The sequence below is a fragment of the Methylobacterium sp. 77 genome (assembly GCF_000372825.1).
GTDB lineage: Bacteria > Pseudomonadota > Alphaproteobacteria > Rhizobiales > Beijerinckiaceae > Methylobacterium.
The window spans coordinates 1547433-1565163 of sequence record NZ_KB910516.1 but is presented as its reverse complement, the minus strand read 5'-3'; the positions used below and the strand labels follow the sequence as shown (position 1 = coordinate 1565163).

Here is a 17731-nt window from a genome sequence, read left to right as displayed (position 1 = left end):
CGATTGCAGGGAATGCCGGTTCACACAATCCAGGGAAGGGTCTCTGATGCGGATGCCGCCGGCGCCTTGGTCCGGTCATCGAGGAGATCCGTCATGAAGCTGTTCCACATGTCGCTGTCCGGGCACGCGCACCGGGCTCGCCTGTTCCTGTCCCTGGTCGGCGCTGCTCACGAGATCGTCGAGGTGGATCTCGCAGCGGGTGCTCATAGGGCGCCCGAATTCCTGAGGCTGAACTCGTTCGGGCAGGTGCCCGTGCTCGTGGACGGCGACACCGTCGTTCCGGATTCGAACGCGATCCTGGTCTACGTGGCAAAGAAGCTCGGGCGCTCGGATTGGCTGCCGGAGGATGCGTCCGGCGCGGCGCGGGTGCAGCGCTGGCTCTCGGTCGCTGCCGGCCCCATCGCCTTCGGACCGGCCGCCGCCCGCCTCGTCACGGTGTTCGGCGCCGCCTTCGACGCGGCGGAGGTGATCGCCCGAGCCCACCAGATTCTCGGCCGCATCGAAGCCGAACTCACGGGCCGGGACTGGATCGCCGCCGACCATCCGACGATCGCGGATGTGGCCCTCTACAGCTACATCGCCGCCGCGCCCGAGGGGAATGTCGACCTGACGCCCTATGCCGACATCCGCGCCTGGCTCGCCCGCATCGAGGCCTTGCCCGGCTTCGTGCCGCTCGCCGAAACGCCGGCCGGACTGCGCGCCGCCTGAAACCAACCCCTGTCACGGGAGAACCCCCATGTCGTTATCGGAACACGATCCAGCCTCGCCCTGGCATCCGGGCGAGGTCGCGATCCAGAAACATGTCGGCGTCGCCGAGCGGATGGGCGAACTCGGCCCGCGTGTGATCCGCGACCGGATGATCGATCAGCATCGCGACTTCTACCGGCGCTTGCCCTTCGTGGTGCTGGGGGCGGTGGACCCGGCCGGCGAGGTCTGGGCGACGCTTCGCACCGGTCCGCCGGGTTTCCTCGATGCGCCGGATCCGTTCCATCTCCATGTCCGGGGAACCGCCGATTCCCGCGATCCCGCCGAGGCGGGTCTCATAGACGGCGCCGCGATCGGTCTTCTCGGGATCGATCTCGCGACGCGCCGACGCAATCGCCTGAACGGAATCGTCGGGCGCCGGGACAAGGACGGTTTCGAGATCCGCGTGCAGCAGAGCTTCGGCAATTGTCCGCAATACATCCAGGTCCGAGACGTCCAGGTCCGAGACATCCGGGTTCGAGAGGCGTCCCACTCCATGGGTGATCGTGCCGAGGCCGCTCCCGCCCTCGCGCATCGCCTCGACGACGGCGACCGCGCGCTCATCGCCGGCGCCGATACCTTCTTCGTCGCCAGCTATGTCGAGGGGGACGATGGCGAGAGGCAGGTCGATGTCTCGCATCGCGGCGGCCCGAAGGCATTCGTGCGGATCGGCGAGGACGGTGTGCTCACGGTCCCGGATTATTCCGGCAACCGGTTCTTCAACACCCTCGGAAACATGCGCGCCAATCCCCGCGCCGGGCTCGCCGTCATCGACTTCTCCACCGGCGATCTGCTGCAGATGACGGGACATGCCGAGGTGCTTCTCGACGCTCCCGAGATCGCGACCTTTCCGGGTGCCGAAAGGCTCTGGCGCTTCACGCCTCGGGCTCTGATCCGGCGCGCGGGCGCATTGCTCGCGTCACCGCCTCGGCCCATGCGTTGACCCTCCAAGGCACGCTCCCTAGGGTGCCCGGCTTCGCCGGCTCGTTTCCAGGCTTCCCGCATCTTCTCGCAGAACTGACGCTGTTCCCATGTCCGCCCCGACCGCTTCGTCCCCGCTCGTCCTCGACCCCGCCTCCGTGGAGGCCGCCGCCCATGCAGCCGCCTGGCCGTTCGAGGAGGCGCGCAAGCTGGTGGCGCGGCTGGAGCGCAAGCCGAAGTCGGAGGTGCTGTTCGAGACCGGCTACGGGCCGTCGGGCCTGCCGCATATCGGCACGTTCGGCGAGGTGGCGCGCACCTCGATGGTGCGCCACGCCTTCCGCGTGCTGACCAACGACAGCGTTCCCACCCGCCTCATCGCCTTCTCGGACGACATGGACGGCCTGCGCAAGGTTCCGGACAACGTGCCGAACAAGGAGATGCTGATCCGGGCGCTCAACCAGCCGCTGACCAGGGTGCCCGACCCGTTCGGCACGCATGACAGTTTCGGCGCGCACAACAACGCCGAACTGCGCCGCTTCCTCGACGCGTTCGGCTTCGACTACGAGTTCCGTTCGGCCACCGAATGCTACCGCTCGGGCGTGTTCGACACCGCGCTTCTCACCGTGCTGGAGCGGTACGAGGCGGTGATGGCGATCATGCTGCCCTCGCTCAGGGCCGAGCGCTCGGCGAGCTACTCGCCGTTCCTGCCGCTCCACCCGGAGACGGGGGAGGTGATGCAGGTGCCCATCGACGAGGTGCGCGTGAGCGCCGGCACCCTGGTCTGGCGCGACCCGAAGACCGGCGAAGCCTACGAGACCCCCGTCACCGGCGGCCATGCCAAGCTGCAATGGAAGCCCGACTGGGCCATGCGCTGGGTGGCCCTCGGTGTCGATTACGAGATGGCCGGCAAGGACCTGATCGATTCGGTCAAGCTTTCGGGCGAGATCGCGCGGGCGCTCGGCGGCGAGCCGCCGGAGGGATTCAACTATGAACTCTTCCTCGACAAGGAAGGCCGGAAGATCTCGAAGTCCAAGGGCAACGGCCTGTCGATCGACGACTGGCTCGTCTACGGCACCGCCGACAGTCTCGCCCTGTTCATGTACAGCAAGCCGCGCGAGGCCAAGCGCCTGTTCGTGGAGATGATCCCGCGTCAGGTCGACGATTACCTGAACTTCCTCGAGAAGTTCCCCGGCCAGGAGCCGGCGCAGCGGCTCGGAAACCCGGTCTGGCATCTCCATGCCGGCCATCCGCCCGCGGCCGAGGCCGTGGGCAAGGGCGGCGCCTTGAACTTCGCCATGCTGCTCAACCTCGCCGCGGTGGCCAACACCGAGGACCCGGCGGTGCTGTGGGGCTTCATCCGCCGCTACGACCCGGAGATCGGTCCGGAGACCCATCCGGTCCTCGACCGGCTGGTCGGCCACGCGCTGGCCTATTTCCGCGACCTCGTGCGGCCGGCAAAGGTCTATCGGACGGCGACGGAGGAGGAGAGGGCGGCCCTCGCCGACCTGTCGGCGACCCTGGACGCCCATCGGGGATCGACCGATCCCGAAGGGCTGCAGGCTGTGGTCTACGAGGTCGGCCGGCGGCACTTCCCCGACCTGTCGGGCAAGGCCAAGAGCCCGGACGGACGCCCCGGCGTGTCGCAGGCGTGGTTCACCACGATCTACAACGTGCTGTTCGGCGAGGCACGCGGGCCGCGCTTCGGTTCGTTCGTCGCGCTCTACGGGGTCGCGGAGACGCAATCGCTCATCGAGCAGGCCTTGTCCGGCGCGTTCGTGCCGGCTTCGTCCGAGGCGGCCGCTGCCGTCTCGTAACCCTTGATGTGATCGATCATCCAGCGACCCGCCGGACCCGGCGGGGCGTCGGCGCGGTAGATCGCGTAGACCGGCATCTCCAGCATGGCCGCCTCGGGCCCACCCGCGATCCGCAGCGGCACCAGGGTCCCGGCGGCGAGATCCCGCTCCACGGCGGAGAGCGGCATGCCGCCCCAGCCGAGCCCGGCAAGGAGGAACGCGTGCTTCGCCCCGAGGTCGGACAATCGCCAGGTCCGGGGCGAGAAGACCCCGTATTCCCGCCCTTCCGACAAACGCGAGCGGTCGCTGAGGACGAGCTGGGTGTGCCGGGCAAGGATCTCCATGGGGATCGGAGCGGCCTCCGCCGCGAGCGGATGCGTGGGTGCGGCCACCATCAGCAGCTTCACGCGCAGCAACGGCTCCTTCACCAGTCCCGGCGGCAGGAGAGGCAGGCTCACGAACATCCCGAGGCGGCACCGCCCCTCCAGCACCGGTTCGGCCACCGCGCCCAGGGCCTCGACCTGCAATCGAAGCGGAACCGAGGGAAACGCCTCGGCGAAGGCACGCGCCGCCGCCGTCAGCACCGGCATCGGAAACAACACGTCGGCGACCAAGGAAAGTTCCGGTTCGAGCCCGGCCTGGAGGCCCTTGGCGCGGACCTTGAAGGCGTCGATGCTGTCCGCCACGTCGCGCGCATCGGCGAGAAGGCTGCGTCCGCGCTCGGTCAGGACCGGCACGCGGCCGGTCCGCTCGAACAGAGCCAGGCCGATCTGTCCTTCGAGATTGGCGATCGTCTGGCTGATGACGGATTGAGCCCGCCCGAGCTTGCGCCCGGCCGCGGAGAAGCTCCCGGCTTCCGCTGCCGCGATGAAGGTTCGGAGCTGGTCGAGGGAGAAACCGTCGAGCATGGTATCGGCAAAGACGATGGATCGGATCGAGAATGATAGGCTACGCCGGAAGATAGAGGAAAGCTAGACCGGCTTCAGAGCCTCACCACGCGCTCGAAGACGAAGGGTCCTTGCCATGTCGACCATCACCGCCAACACCGTCCCAACCGCCTCGAAAGGCTTCGCCATCACCTCATGGGCGGTGCGCCTCCTCCTCGCCGCCGCCTTTCTCGCCGCAGGAAGCGCCAAGCTCGCCGGAATCCCGATGATGGTTCAAACCTTCGACGGAATCGGCATCGGCCAGTGGTTCCGCTATCTCACCGGCGCCATTGAAGTGGCGAGCGCGGTGCTGCTGCTCCTGCCCTCCACGCGTCTCGTCGCGGCCATCGCCCTCGCCTGCACCATGCTCGGCGCCATCGTCACCCATCTGGCCATCATCGGCGGAACGCCCCTGCCGGCCGGGATGCTGCTGGTTCTGACCCTCGTCGTGATCGGCCTGCACCGGTCGGACAGCGATCGTCTCAAGGCCCGCCTGCGCTGAACCCGTGACCGATCCTACACCGACAGCCCGAGCTGCCGCAGGCTCAAGGCCCAGACGCGTTCTTGAAGATCGTGGTCGCGGCCGATGCTCGAGGTCGGGACCGGGCGGCATCTGGAGAAGTACAGTCCGCTGACGGTCTCCACCTCCGGCGATGTCGCGAGGTGGAGCGACGTCGCGGCGCCATCGGCGGGGTTGGCCAGGAAGGGCCGGATCAGCGACCAGCCGAAGCCGAACCAGCCTCCGGTGCCGCCGGCGAACCCGCTGGCGATGACGCCCGGATGGAGGGAATTCGCGGTGACCCCGGTGCCGACGAGGCGGCGGGCGAGGGCGGCCGTGAACAGCACGTTGCCGAGCTTGGCCTGCGCATAGGCCTTCAGCGCCCCGTAACGCCGGGCACCGTCGAGATCGTCGAAGTCGGTCCGGCCGCGTTTATGCGCCATCGAAGCGACGTTGACGACGCGGGCGGGCGCGCTCGCCTTCATCAGGTCGAGCAGTTCCAGGGTCAGCAGCATGTAGGCGAGATGGTCGAGGGCCCAGGTCCGCTCGAGCCCGTCGACGGTGAGATGCCGAGAATCGAAGATGGCGCCGGCATTGTTCACCAGCACGTCGAGACGGGCGTAGCGCCCCCGCACCTCGGCGGCGAGGCGCCGGATCTCCGCCTGCGAGGAAAGGTCGGCGAGGAAGACGTCGATGGAGGCGCCGGCCACGGCCTCTCGGAGGCGAGCGGCCGTGGCATCGGTGCGGCCGGCATCGCGGCCGACGATCCCGACCCGGGCACCGGCCCGCGCCAGACCCAGAGCTGTCTCGTAGCCGATGCCGGAGGTGGCGCCGGTCACGAGACAGGTTTTCTCCGGGATAGACGGCACGGGCGCCGTCATGGCCGCGGGAAGCGATCCGGGATCAGAAGATCATCTTTCCGGCAGCAATGGCCAGCACGACGATGACGATCGCGATCACCAGGAACACGCCGAACAGGATCCGCGACAGCGAGCGCGCGCCGGACGCGATCCCGGTAAAGCCGAGGCCGCCCGCCAGGAGCGAGATGACGAAACAAATGAGGGCCCATTTCAAAAGGGTCATGCGCGCAGAACTCCACCGTGCGGAACGACCGATAACCGTCTCGTCGGAAAAGCGTTCCGCTCAAGCTTGTCACGCGGTCCGCACCACCGGCGGGGGGGCGGGATCGGCATTCGCCAGGATGGTGGCGGCGAGCGCGTGATAGAGCCCCTCGCGGCAGATCAGCTTGGAGACCGCATCCGCGATCAGGGCGGTGACCATGAGCGGAATCATCATCGAATGGTCCTGGGTCATCTCGGTGACGATGACGAAGGCGGTGATCGGCGCCTGCAGCGCGCCGGTGAGGTAGGCGACCATGCCGATCAGCACCAGCGCGCCGATGGGCACGTCGACGAACAGGCCGTGCAGCCAGACGCCCATCCCCGCCCCGATGCTGAGCGAGGGCGCGAACAGGCCGCCGGGTATGCCGCTGATGGAGGAGAAGACCGTCGACAGGAACTTCAGCGGGGCGTAGGCCGGATTGCCGGCATCGGTGCCGTGGAGCATGGCGCGGGCCTCCTCGTATCCGGTGCCGTAGACCGTGCCGCCGGAGGCCAGCCCGCACAGGGCGACGCCGAGCCCGCACAGGCCGCCGAACACGATCGGATGGCGACGGATGGCGCCGCCGATCCGCCCGGGCAGCCCCCTGGCGAACAGGATGGTGACGCGGCCGAACACGCCGCCGGCGACACCGCCGAGCACGCCGAGGATCGGCACCGCGATCCAGCCGGGGCCGAAGGGCAGGAGAGCCTTGGTGGTGCCGAAATAGGTGTAGTCGCCCTGGATCGCGAGCGCCGTCAGGCCGGCCGCGATGACCGTGGCGACGATGAGCCCGCTGGTGCGCGCCTCGTAGGTCCGGCTCAGTTCCTCGATGCCGAAGACGATGCCGGCGATGGGTGTGTTGAAGGCGGCCGCGACCCCCGCCGCTCCTCCTGCGAGGATGACTCCGGGCAGGCGATCGGCGTCGAGCCGGCCGACGGCGGCCATGATCGCCGCCCCCACCTGCACGGTCGGCCCCTCGCGCCCCGTCGAGGCGCCGCAGGCGAGGCCGAAGGTCATCACCAGAATCTTGCCGAACGCGGTCTTGAGGGAGACCAGGGCGCCGCGGATCTCGGGATCCTCGGTATGGCGCGCGGCGATCACCTGAGGAATCCCGGACCCTTGCGAGTTCGGGAACACCCGGATCGACAGCAGGATCGCGATGGCGAAGCCCAAGGGCGTCACCACCAGGGCGATCAGGGGGGAGGGCGCCAGCACCCAGCGGAACACGTCCTGGGCCCAGTCCGCGAGCTTGGCCATCGCCACGGCGGCAAGCCCGACGCAGAGGCCTCCGAAGAGAAACAGCAGGCGTTGCCGCCAGAGCGGCGCTGCGTCGAAGGCCGCGCCGCGCAGGCGGGACAAACGCGTCCGCGAGGGAGGGGAGGCGGGGTTGGGCTCAAGCACGGGAACCGGCCCCGACAAACTCCGCCCTCACGACAAACTTCGACATCACGGCGACACGCTCGATCGACCATCCGAGGGGTGGAACTGGAACGGAACCGGCCCCGTCATGTCGGCCTCGGAACGACGGAGGGATGACACGGCCCATCCGCCGGAACGAGCCCGAACCTTCAAGGCGAAGTCAGAACCTCGGGAGTGCTCGTCACGCAAGGCGCATACCGTCTTTCAGCTTCTCTTGCGCACCGTCTTCTTCACCTCGCCCTCGGCCGCGCAGAGCTCGCCGACGGTCTTGAGATAGGCTTTGGCGTCGAACTTCCTCAGCGAGTTCTCGCTCTGGTACCGCACCGTTCCGAAGATCGGCCGGCGCGCCCAGGGTCGGTCATGCAGGCCGTAGACCCAGGCGACGTTGGTGAAGGAATTCGCGTCGCGGCCATCGAGGAAGTAGCGGTTGTTGAGCCGCAGGGTGCGCTTGAACCCCTCCTCCGCGCTCGGGGACCATTCGAGGATCTTCTTGCCCCAGTACATGCGCAGGTGGTTGTGCATGTAGCCGGTCACCCGCATCTCGGCCTGGGCCGCGTTCCAGTATTCGTCATGGGTCTTGCCCTCGGCGAGCTGCGCCTCGGAATAGAGGTGCGGGCGCTCGTCATCGGCATGGTCGGCCAGGGCTTTCCGCGCCCATTCCGGCACCGCATGGGCGAAGCTGTCGTAGCGCTCGGTATAATGGACGTGGTTCATCGCGAGCTCTCGCCGCACCACGAGTTCTTCGAGATAGGAGGCCCTGTCCTCGGAGACGCCCGCCTTCGAGGCTCGCACCGCGAGGGCGATCTCCACCGGCGAGATCTGTCCGAAATGCAGGTAGGGACTCATATGCGAGGCGGCGCCGGCCTCGGGCCGGTTGCGGTCGCTGCCATAGGAGCGGAACGGCCCGGCGAGATAGGCTTTGAGGCGCCGGCGCGCTTCGGTTTCGCCGCCGGTGAAGCGTTTGACCGGGTTCACCTCACGGTCGAGGCTCATTCCGGCCAGCACCGCATCCGGGTCCGAGATGTCGATCTCGCTCTTGGGCAGGCCGCGCTTGGGCGATCCGAGCCCAGCCTTGTGGGTCACGTCGCGGGGTTTGAGCGCCTCGACATATTCGTCGAGGAGCTTCGTGATCTTGGGGCGAAGGGTCCGCGCCGCGTATTCGTGCTTGGGCGATGCGGTCTCCACCGGCACCACCACATCCCCCTCCACCTGAACGATGCGGACCTTGGCCGCCTTCACGATCTCGCCGTACCAGCGCTTCTGGATGGCGAGGTAGCCACGGTCGAGGACGAGGAGGGCCGCCTTGTCGGACAGCGCGATGGCGATGTCCGCCGGGGACGCCTTGCGCATCACGAAATGGATGCCGCGCGCCTCCAGCCCCGCCTTCGCATCGGCGAGCCCCTGCAGCAGGAAGGCGTAATGGCGGGCATTGGCCTCGGGAAAGCCATTCGTGCCGTCGAGCAGACCGAAACAGGCGACGACGGGAAGACCGAGCCGATTGGCTTCCTCGATGGCGAATTCCAGGGCCGGATTGAAATGCGCCCGGTTGGCCTGTTGCATCAGGTAGAGGACGTAGGATGCACCCGTATTCGGGTCGCCGTCTTTCAACTCACGGATACGCTTCGCCTGAATCGCCATCGTATGAAACCGACCTCATGGTCTGGTGAAATCCGCCCCGCCTGGCGCGAGAGCAGAAATTAAGGATTTGGTTACGAGTCGGCCGCGAGGAGCGGCGGGCGTTGCATTCGCGGCCCTGAATTCAATGCAAAGGCAATGACTTGGATGCCGATCATTGCCACAGACGATGCAGACGAGGCGGAATACTAAGGCCGAGCTTGAACTGAGACATTTTCGTTACAGAAGGATTTGGAAGTGTGCCGGCGCACGAAAAGAGATCGCCGCGTTGCGCGAACGACCTTGCAATTTTGAGTGGGACGATCAGATTGTGCATTGCGGGAACGCGATGGCGTCGCGGTCCTGCTGCCCTTCTTGGGCGTTTCCTCCCTAGACTTCGGGCCGCTCTTCGGAGCGGCCTTTTTTCTGGTCGCAGCCGATTGTCCGGCCGCAGCCGCGGGACGGTCATCCGCGGGCTCGCGCCCGGATCATGAAATTGTCGTAGGTGTATTCCGCCACCTGGAACCAGAGATATTCCTCGTTCCGGAACGTCTTCATCGCCTCGTAGATGCGCTTGAAATCGGCATTCTTGGCCGAAATCTCGCCGTAGACGTCGTTGGCGTGCTTCAGCGCCGCTTCCATCACGTCCTGGGGGAAAGGGCGAAGCTGCGCGCCGCCCGCAACGAGGCGGCGAAGCGCGCGGGGATTGCGGGCGTCGTACTTCGCCTGGACCTCGGCATGAGCCTGCGCGGCCGCCGATTGAAGGATCGCGCGATAGGCTTTCGGCAGGGCCTTCCACGCCTCCGCGCCGATCCAGAAGTGCAGCATCGCGCTGCCTTCCCAGAAACCGGGGTAATGGTAGGTCGGCGCCACCTTCTGCAATCCGAGCTTCTCGTCGTCGTAGGGGCCAATCCACTCGGCCGCGTCGAGCGCCTTCGATTCCAGCCCCGCATAGATCTCCGGCCCCGGATTCCCCTGCGGCACGGCACCGAACTTCGCCAGGACCTGCGCGCCGAGGCCGGCGATGCGGATCTTGAGGCCCTGGAGGTCGGCGACGCTCTTCACCTCGCGACGGAACCAGCCGCCCATCTGAGCCCCGGTATTGCCGCCGGGCAAGCTCACCACCCCGTGCTTGGCGAAGACCTCCGCGAACAGGTCGGCGGCGCCGCCCTGGAGCCACCATGCATTCTGGCCGCGGGCATTGAGGCCGAAAGGCATGGCGGTGGCCAGCGCGAAGGTCGGGTCCCGACCGGTCCCGAGGGTCGCCGGCGCATGCCCCATCTCCACCGAAGCGCCGGACACCGCATCGATCACGCCCTCGGCCGGCACCGGCTCGCCCGGCGGCAGAACCTGAATCTGGAACCGGCCATCCGTGGCCTCGGCGACGAGGCGGGCCAGGGTCTCCGGCGCGCCGAACAGGATGTCGAGGGATTTCGGGTAGTGCGAGGCCAGCCGCCAGCGCATCTCGGGCATCGCCTCGGCCCGTGCCGCCCCCGTCGACAAGGCTGCGGCGGCACCGCCGAATCCGGCGGCGAGCAGGCTGCGTCGCGCAGGGTGTGAGGCCATGAAAACTCGCTTCGCCCTTATCTCGGTTCGTTCACGAACGGGGCAGGAGGCAAATCGATCCGCTTTTCGTCCCGCTCCCCGCCCTCTTCGTCCGGCCCGCTCGCACCACCGCGCAGGATGGATCAGGGCGGGCTGGCATAGGTGAAGGTCCCGTCCTTCCACACATAGAGCACATAGCCCTGCGCCGTGACATCGCCCTTGCCGTCGAATCCGACCGGGCCGAGGACGAGGTCGAAGCGCTCGGTATGCAGGGCCGCCGCGATGCGCCGCGCATCCGTGCTGCGCGCGAAATTGCCCGCCTCCACCAGCGCCTGAAGAGCGGCATAGCCGTAGATCGTCGAGCCTTCCACGTCGCCGCCGGCGGCCTTCAAGGCCTGGACGACGGCCGCCGCCTCGGGCTTGCGCCGCGGATCGAGATAGAAGGTCATCAGCACGCCGTTGCTGGCCGGGCCCGCGGCGGTGGCGAAGTCCTGCGTGGCGATGGCAGAGGTGCCGAACCATTGCGGCCGGAAGCCGCGCTCGGCCGAGATGCGCACGAGCCGGCCCATTTCCAGGGCGTCGCCGCCGTAATAGGCCACGGCGATCCCGGCATCCCTCAGCCGGTCGGCGAGGGCGGCGTCATCCGCATCGCTCGCGACGAAGGCCGTGGCCAGCGCCTCGTTGATGCCGATCCGGTTGAGGTTGTCCTTGGTCGCGGCGGCGAGGGCGCGCGAGCCCGGGCTCTGGTCGTTGAGAATCGCGATCTTCTTGTCGCGGAACCGCTCGGCCAGCGCGGTCGCGGAGAGCTTGGCCTGGTCGTCGTCGCGCCCGCAGACACGAAACACGTTCGGCAGGCCGCGATCGGTGAGCTTGGCCGCGACGGAGGCCGCGGTGACCATGGTGATGCCGTTGGCGGCATAGACCTCGGAGGCGGCGAGCGAGGCGTTGGAACAGACATGCCCGACGACGAGGCGCACGTCGCTCAAGGCGTAATGCTTGGCCACCGCCACGGCCTTGTTGGAATCGCAGGAATCGTCCTGGACGTCGAGCTGGATAGTCTGTCCGGCAAGGCCGCCCTTGGCGTTGGCGTCGCGGACGGCGGCGCGGACGCCGCGAAGGACCTGCTCGCCGACGGCGACGTAGGCCCCCGATTGCGGAACCGCCACGCCCACCGTCACGTCGGCCCGGGCGGCGGAACCCAGGAAGGCGAGGGCTGCAACGGTGACCAGGAGCCGGGAGGCGAGCGCTCCCGGCGCGGCGACAGCGCCTCGGTTCAGGGTCGCGCGCAGGGTCGCGCGAAAGTCCCCGCTCGCCGGCCCGAAGAAGCGGGCCACCCGTCTCATCCTCATGTCGCCCCGCCCCAAAACCCGTCCGGCCCACCGAAAGACAAGCAGGCCCCGCGAGTTACCCCCCGGCTCCCATGGCATGGCGGAGCCGTGCGGCAAGGCCGGCCAGAACGCAAGTCCCTCGGAACCCCATCGTCACATGCTCGGATGCCCATGCAGACCCGCCACCCGAAGACCGGTCGGGATCGTCCCGATCCACGCGCGATCGGGAAGGCCTCAATCGAGCGCAGTCCCGACGCGCACGCCGGTGGTGATCGGCGAGGCGGCGGCGGCGAAGACGGAGAGCACCTTCTTGATCTCGGTGAACGGCGCGTTCGAGACATAGATCATGTCGCGGTTGCGCATGCGGAAGGCCTGGGTGAGGAACAGGCTGTTGGGATCGCGCATGTCGACCCGGTAGACCACCGGCACGAGAGGCGTGCCGAGAAGCGGGCTTCCCGGCTTGAGGCGGCGCACCACCGGGGCCGGCTCGAAGCGGAAGATGAAGGTGCCGGTCGGATCGGCATCGACATCGCGCTGGCCGCGCGCCTTGGCGAGCGCCTGCGCCAGGGTGATGCCCTCGGCCTGGAACGGGATTTCCGTCGCCTGCCCCAACGCACCCACCGCCAGGAAGGTCTGGGGATCGCGGACCAAGGTGAGGTTGTCGTTGGGCCGCAGGTAGATGTTCTCTTTCGGGTTCGAGACGACGGTGGTCAGCGGCACCGTGGCCGTCGTTCCGCCGCGCGACAGGCGCACGAAGGTCTCGTTGACCGGCGTCTTGACGCCTCCGGCCGTGGCGACGACGTCGAGGATGCGGTCGCCCTGGGCACCGAGGGGGACGCGGGCGCCGCCGATGGATTCGCCGCCCACCGTCACCGATTGCGAGACCGGACGGGTCACCGAGACGATCACCTGGGGCTGGATCGCCTTGCCGGCGAGCTCGGTCTCGATCAGCGACTGGACGTCCTGGGCGCGTCGTCCCGCCACCTGGATCCGGCCGGCATAGGGCACCGAGATGGCGCCGTCGCGCGAGACGATCTGCTCGGGCAGCTGCGCCGCCTTCGAGCCGGCGGAGAACGAATTGACCGTGAGAGGGCCCGAGAACAGCCCGCCCGACCCCGCCTCGAACACCGAGACGGAGACGGCATCGCCGACGCCGATCACCGGCTCGGCCGGCAGGCGGCGGTCGCCGAAGGACGCGAACAGGCTGTCGAGGGGACGCCCGCGCATGGCCTCGACCACGGCGGCGTTCATCTCGATGAGTTCGTAGCGGGCGAAGGTCCCCTCGCTCGTCGCCTGATCCGCCCCATCCACCACGGCCGAGGTCGACGGACCGGCAGCGGGCAGGAAGGCGTTGCATCCCGACACCGAGAAGGCGGTGAAAAGGACGATCGGCAGAATGCGCATGCAGTTTCGCCTGACGGTTTCTCTCATCCGCTGCCTAGACCAAAGCCGCGTCACTGTCCGTGGCGAGCCGGTCACACTGCCGGCCCGACGGGCCGAATGGGACGGCTCGTCCCCGATACCCACACCCGCCATACGTCCAATCTGATGCGTCGGGCACCGGCGCGGCGCATGGCGAGGTTCGAGACCCGGCGGAGGCGTTTGGCCCGAATTCGCTCCCTTCCCTCGGCAAAAGCGATCGCCTCATCGAAAGCGCTCGACGCTGAGTGGACGTCCATGCGAATTTCCGGAGCACGAGCAGGGGGCGCCTGCGAGGATACACGAGCGACAAGCAGGGCACCTTTGTCTGACACCATACCCGACGGTCCTCCCAGCCGATCCGCGGAGAGCCCTCGCGCCGACAGCCTCCAAAGCCCCGTGCGGCGGCGGCACGTCTTCTATGTGCCGGGCTACGATCCGGAGGGGCGCACCCGCTACCGCATGCTCTTCGTGCGCGAGCTGACGCTCTATGCCAAACGGTTCGGAGAGCCCAAGCGCCGCCCCGGACGCGCGGTCATGGGCGAGGACGGGCTGTCCCAGCGCTGGACGGTCGCCGCCGAACCGGCGGTGGCCGGAGCGGAGACGAGCTACGACGTGCTCCTGTGGGACGACATCGTGCTCAAGGATTTCGCCCGCTGGCGCATCCTCAGCGTCCTCCTGCTGTTCATCGGCAGCCTGCACGCCATCGTGTCGGGCATGATGGTGAAGTTCTACCGGCTGAACTGGAAATACGGCAACGTCATCCTCTATCCGCTCGGCCTGATCCTGCTCCTCACCATCGTGAGCGGCCTGATCGCGCATCAGGTCCATGCCCATCTCGGCGAAGGGTTCGGGCACAGCCTGCGCTGGCCGATCTGGCTGACGGTGCCGCTGGCGCTCATGGCCGGCATCGTCTGGATCAAATCCCTCGACGCCGTGCTCGAACGGGCCTTCTTCTGGCAATTGCTCAACGACTGGGTGTTCAACTGGCAGCACGGGCAGGGCTGGCGCCCGGATTACGAAGCCCGTGTCGATGACCTCGCCGCCCTGGTCGTGGCCAGGCTCGCGACGTTCCGGGCGGAGGGGATCGAGCTCGACGAGGTGCTCATCCTGGGTCATTCTACGGGCGCGCTCACGGCGGTGGAAGTCGCCGCCCGCGTGCTCGCCGCCGATCCGGTGATCGGCACGGGGGCGACCTCGCTCGCCTTGCTGACCCTCGGCTCGGGGCTCCCGATCGTCGCGATGCAGAGCAGGGCGCGCCGGGTGCAGTCGGACATCGCGAGCCTCGTCGTCTCGGACCGCGTCGTCTGGGTCGATTATTACGCCCCTCAGGACTGGATGAACTTCCCCGATTTCGATCCGGTGGAGCGGTTGCCCCTCGATCTCGGCGGCCACGCCCCGCGCAACCCTCTCGTGCGCTCGGCCAAGTTCCGTGAGATCATCGATCCCGCAACCTACCTCAAGGTACGATGGCGGCCGTTCCGGATGCATTTCCAGTTTCTCTTCGCCAACGATCGTCGGGGCGACTACGATTTCTTCGCCATGGCGCTCGGCCCGCAACGCCTGCGCGACCGCGTGACCGGGCCTCGGGTCGCGGCTGCGACCGAGACGGCGACGAAGCCTTGAGCGCGGAACCGGGCCGGCAGATGCCTCGGGTCATCGTGGTGATGGGCGTCTCGGGCTCGGGCAAGAGCACCGTGGCCGGCCTGCTGGCCGGTCGCCTCGGCTGGGACTTCGTCGATGGCGACGCCTTCCACACCCCGGCCCATGTCGCCAAGATGCGGGAGGGCCACGCCCTCGACGATGCCGACCGCGCCCCCTGGCTCGAAGCCATGGCGGCCTGGATCGGCACTTGCCTGGAGACGGAGAGGCCGGGAATTCTCGCCTGCTCGGCGCTGAAACGGGCCTATCGCGACGCGCTCGTCCGGGGCCGGGCCGGCATCCGTATCGTCTATCTCGAAGGCGACCGCGACCTGATCGCGACACGGGTGGCGGTCCGGACCGGCCACTTCATGCCGGCGACCCTGCTCGACAGCCAGTTCGCCATCCTCGAACCACCGAGACCGGAGGAGGGGGCCCTGGCGGTGCCGATCGTCGGCAGCGCCGATGCGATCGTGGCAACGATCCTGAGCGAACTGGGTTTGCACCCCGACGCGTCAGTTCCGCAGGATTCAGCATGACATCGGGCCGCCCCTCCGACGATCGGCAGATCGCCTTCGTGATCTCCGACGTGGACGGCACCCTCGTCACCTCCGACAAGATTCTGACACCCCGCAGCATCGACGCCGTGCGGCGGCTCGCGGCGGCAGGCATCGGTTTCACCATCGCGTCCGCCCGACCGCCCATGGGGCTCACGTCGCTGATCGCCGAGCTGGAACTGGAACATCCGATCGGTGCCTTCAACGGCAGCACCCTGATCGACCCCGACGGAAGCGTCATCGCCGAGCATCTCATTCCGGAGGAGACGGCGCGCGATGCCGTGCGGCTCTTCGGCGATCTCGATCTCGACGTCTGGGTCTTCGCGCGGGGTCGATGGAACCTGCGCGACCCGCAGGGGGCCTATACCGATCTGGAGCGGCGGACCCTGCAGGCCGAGCCCACCGTCGTCGCGGATCTGGGAACTCTCCTCGACGGGGCATCGAAGATCGTCGGCGTCAGCGCGGATGCCGATCACCTGGCCGAATGCGAAACGAAAGTCGCCGAGGCTCTCGGGAACGGGGCCGATGTCCACCGCTCGCAGGCCTATTACCTCGACGTGACGCCGCACGGGCTGGGGAAGGGAAGCTTCGTCGACGAGATCGCCCGCCGTCTCGGCATCCCCCATGCCCGGATCGCCACGTTCGGCGATGCCGACAACGACGTCCCGATGTTCGCGCGAAGCGGGTTCTCGGTCGCCATGGGCAATGCACAGGATGCCGTGAAACGGGCCGCCTCGGCGGTGACGGCGGGAAACGACGACGAGGGGTTCGCCAAAGCCGTCGACGAATTTCTCTTGACGCGCTGAAGCGCGACCCTTCGCACGGCGCGTCGCCGCGACCCAGCCCCTTGGCATTGCTCGCAAAACCACCCGACTAGGCGCTACCGAAGACACGTCGCCTGTGCCATGTGCGCCACAGCACACGGGGAAACGGCCTCGCTTCCCCGCAATCATGGCAGCGGAGCCGCCTTCCGGCCTCAATTGGCCTCGACCCTGGCCGTCAGATCAAGAACGACGCCACCGGGTCTTCGAATGAATCAGCGCCTTTTGCTTCTCGCCGTAGCTGCGGTCGTCCTGCCGGGCCCGGTTCTCGGTCAGGGCACTGCGGCGCGCGACAACATCGATGCTTTGATCGAGGAGCAGGCGAAGGCAAACGGGGTCCCGGCGAGCTTCGTCCATCAGGTCGTCAAGCGCGAGAGCAACTATAACCCGAATGCGAAGGGCGGCAGCGCCCTCGGGTTGATGCAGATCAAGCACGCAACGGCGAGGGGCCTCGGCTATCGCGGCGACGCGGCAGGACTCTACGATCCGAAGGTCAACCTGCGCTACGGCATCGCCTATCTCGCCGGTGCCTATCGCACCGCCAAGGGCAACATCCACCAAGCCTATACCTACTACAACCGCGGCTATTATTACGCCGGCAAGCGCGAGGGTACGCTCGTCGCCGGCCTCCAGGATACCACGCCGGCCACGCCGCAATCGGGTGCCGCCTTCGGCGACGTCTTCGCCCGCGGCTTCGGCGGCCAGCGCACCACGCAGCCCGATGCCAATATCACCGCCGCCGCCACGGCCCTGGCCTACGCTCCGAGCCCCACTCTGCAGACCGTGCCGACCGAACTGGTCGAGGTCCCGCTGCCGCCCCGGCGTCCGGCCGCACTCTCCGGCCTCGCACCGGCAGTGGCGGAGATCGGTCCCGCCCATGCGCCGGCGGTCACTCCCCAGGCGAAAGCCCTCGCGGCGCTGTCGCTCGATCCGGTCGTCGCCCATTCGGCCGCCGCGACGGTAACCGCCGAGACCACCCTCACCGAGACCGTGGAAGTTCCCTTGCCTCCGCGCCGCCCCTCGGCGATCGTTCTCGCCTCGGCCGGCCGGCCGGTCGTCGCCAAAAAGGCTCCGACCCCCGGCACCGTCATGGAAGCCTCGGCGCTTCCGCCGAGCCAGTAAGGCTCCCGAACCGTTCCGCTTCCGAAGGCTCGTCTGGGGCGGGTAGGCAAGGGGTGAGAAGGCCGGACGCGTCTCGACCTAGGTGCCGTCATCTCACTCCGTGATACACGAGCTTCGCTGTTCGAAGATCAGGCCCGCGAACGCTTGCCATGGCGTGGCAATTGCGGTGGAGTATGCCCATGTCCCACTTGCGCGAAGGCAGCTCCAAACTCACATGTTGCAGTGCGGCATAACGAGGCTTAAGGCTTGCGAGATCGGTCTTTCGACGAGAGACTCGAAAT

16 protein-coding genes are annotated in these 17731 nt (G+C 67.8%); 8 read left to right on the top strand and 8 right to left on the bottom strand.

Going from position 1 to position 17731, the window contains the following annotated elements; translation table 11 throughout:
• The first annotated feature begins 93 nt into the window (after positions 1-93).
• From A3OK_RS0107430 to A3OK_RS0107420, 3 genes are all read left to right on the top strand, one after another.
• Positions 94-708: a glutathione S-transferase gene (locus A3OK_RS0107430; RefSeq protein WP_019904313.1), complete on the top strand. Its 615-nt coding sequence runs from the start codon at positions 94-96 to the stop codon at positions 706-708.
• 28 nt (positions 709-736) lie between these two features.
• Positions 737-1687 (top strand): pyridoxamine 5'-phosphate oxidase family protein, encoded by a 951-nt coding sequence (locus A3OK_RS0107425; RefSeq protein WP_019904312.1) that lies wholly within the window; start codon positions 737-739, stop codon positions 1685-1687.
• Positions 1688-1775: 88 nt separating this feature from the next.
• Positions 1776-3479 (top strand): lysine--tRNA ligase, encoded by a 1704-nt coding sequence (locus tag A3OK_RS0107420; protein ID WP_019904311.1) that lies wholly within the window; start codon positions 1776-1778, stop codon positions 3477-3479.
• Here A3OK_RS0107420 and A3OK_RS22485 read toward each other — a convergent pair.
• Positions 3386-4366 (bottom strand): LysR family transcriptional regulator, encoded by a 981-nt coding sequence (locus tag A3OK_RS22485; protein WP_019904310.1) that lies wholly within the window; start codon positions 4364-4366, stop codon positions 3386-3388. The genes A3OK_RS0107420 and A3OK_RS22485 overlap by 94 nt on opposite strands.
• A 115-nt stretch (positions 4367-4481) precedes the next feature.
• On the opposite strand from A3OK_RS22485, the gene A3OK_RS0107410 reads away from it, so the two are divergent.
• Positions 4482-4886 carry a DoxX family protein gene (locus A3OK_RS0107410; protein ID WP_019904309.1) on the top strand — a complete coding sequence of 135 codons (405 nt, stop codon included), beginning with the start codon at positions 4482-4484 and terminating at the stop codon, positions 4884-4886.
• A gap of 14 nt (positions 4887-4900) precedes the next feature.
• Here A3OK_RS0107410 and A3OK_RS0107405 read toward each other — a convergent pair whose 3' ends face one another.
• The 7 genes from A3OK_RS0107405 to A3OK_RS0107375 form a co-directional block, all read right to left on the bottom strand.
• The gene (locus tag A3OK_RS0107405; protein WP_019904308.1) at positions 4901-5764 is read right to left on the bottom strand and encodes an SDR family oxidoreductase; all 864 of its coding nucleotides are present in this window, start codon (positions 5762-5764) and stop codon (positions 4901-4903) included.
• A gap of 22 nt (positions 5765-5786) precedes the next feature.
• Positions 5787-5966, bottom strand: coding sequence for a DUF1328 domain-containing protein (locus A3OK_RS0107400; RefSeq protein ID WP_019904307.1), 180 nt, complete (start codon positions 5964-5966; stop codon positions 5787-5789).
• A 69-nt stretch (positions 5967-6035) separates the two neighbouring features.
• Positions 6036-7385 carry a chloride channel protein gene (locus A3OK_RS0107395; RefSeq protein WP_026597028.1) on the bottom strand — a complete coding sequence of 450 codons (1350 nt, stop codon included), beginning with the start codon at positions 7383-7385 and terminating at the stop codon, positions 6036-6038.
• A 222-nt stretch (positions 7386-7607) separates the two neighbouring features.
• Positions 7608-9041, bottom strand: coding sequence for a deoxyribodipyrimidine photo-lyase (locus tag A3OK_RS0107390; protein WP_019904305.1), 1434 nt, complete (start codon positions 9039-9041; stop codon positions 7608-7610).
• 441 nt (positions 9042-9482) lie between these two features.
• Positions 9483-10583 (bottom strand): TRAP transporter substrate-binding protein DctP, encoded by a 1101-nt coding sequence (gene dctP / locus A3OK_RS0107385; RefSeq protein WP_019904304.1) that lies wholly within the window; start codon positions 10581-10583, stop codon positions 9483-9485.
• 122 nt (positions 10584-10705) lie between these two features.
• Positions 10706-11791 (bottom strand): branched-chain amino acid ABC transporter substrate-binding protein, encoded by a 1086-nt coding sequence (locus tag A3OK_RS0107380; protein ID WP_026597027.1) that lies wholly within the window; start codon positions 11789-11791, stop codon positions 10706-10708.
• 333 nt (positions 11792-12124) lie between these two features.
• A complete protein-coding gene (locus A3OK_RS0107375) occupies positions 12125-13294 on the bottom strand; it encodes a polysaccharide biosynthesis/export family protein (protein WP_019904302.1) in 1170 nt (389 codons plus the stop codon).
• A 414-nt stretch (positions 13295-13708) separates the two neighbouring features.
• Between A3OK_RS0107375 and A3OK_RS22480 the strand changes: the two genes are divergently transcribed.
• The 4 genes from A3OK_RS22480 (at position 13709) to A3OK_RS0107355 (ending at position 17450) form a co-directional block, all read left to right on the top strand.
• The gene (locus tag A3OK_RS22480; RefSeq protein WP_019904301.1) at positions 13709-14935 is read left to right on the top strand and encodes a hypothetical protein; all 1227 of its coding nucleotides are present in this window, start codon (positions 13709-13711) and stop codon (positions 14933-14935) included.
• Positions 14936-14955: 20 nt separating this feature from the next.
• Entirely contained in the window at positions 14956-15489 is a 534-nt protein-coding gene (locus A3OK_RS0107365; RefSeq protein WP_019904300.1) for a gluconokinase, read from the top strand.
• Positions 15486-16313 carry a Cof-type HAD-IIB family hydrolase gene (locus A3OK_RS0107360; protein WP_019904299.1) on the top strand — a complete coding sequence of 276 codons (828 nt, stop codon included), beginning with the start codon at positions 15486-15488 and terminating at the stop codon, positions 16311-16313. Before A3OK_RS0107365 ends, A3OK_RS0107360 begins: the two co-directional genes overlap by 4 nt.
• Before the next feature lie 225 nt (positions 16314-16538).
• Positions 16539-17450, top strand: a complete 912-nt coding sequence (locus A3OK_RS0107355) for a transglycosylase SLT domain-containing protein (RefSeq protein ID WP_019904298.1) — start codon at positions 16539-16541, stop codon at positions 17448-17450.
• Positions 17451-17731: the final 281 nt, after the last annotated feature.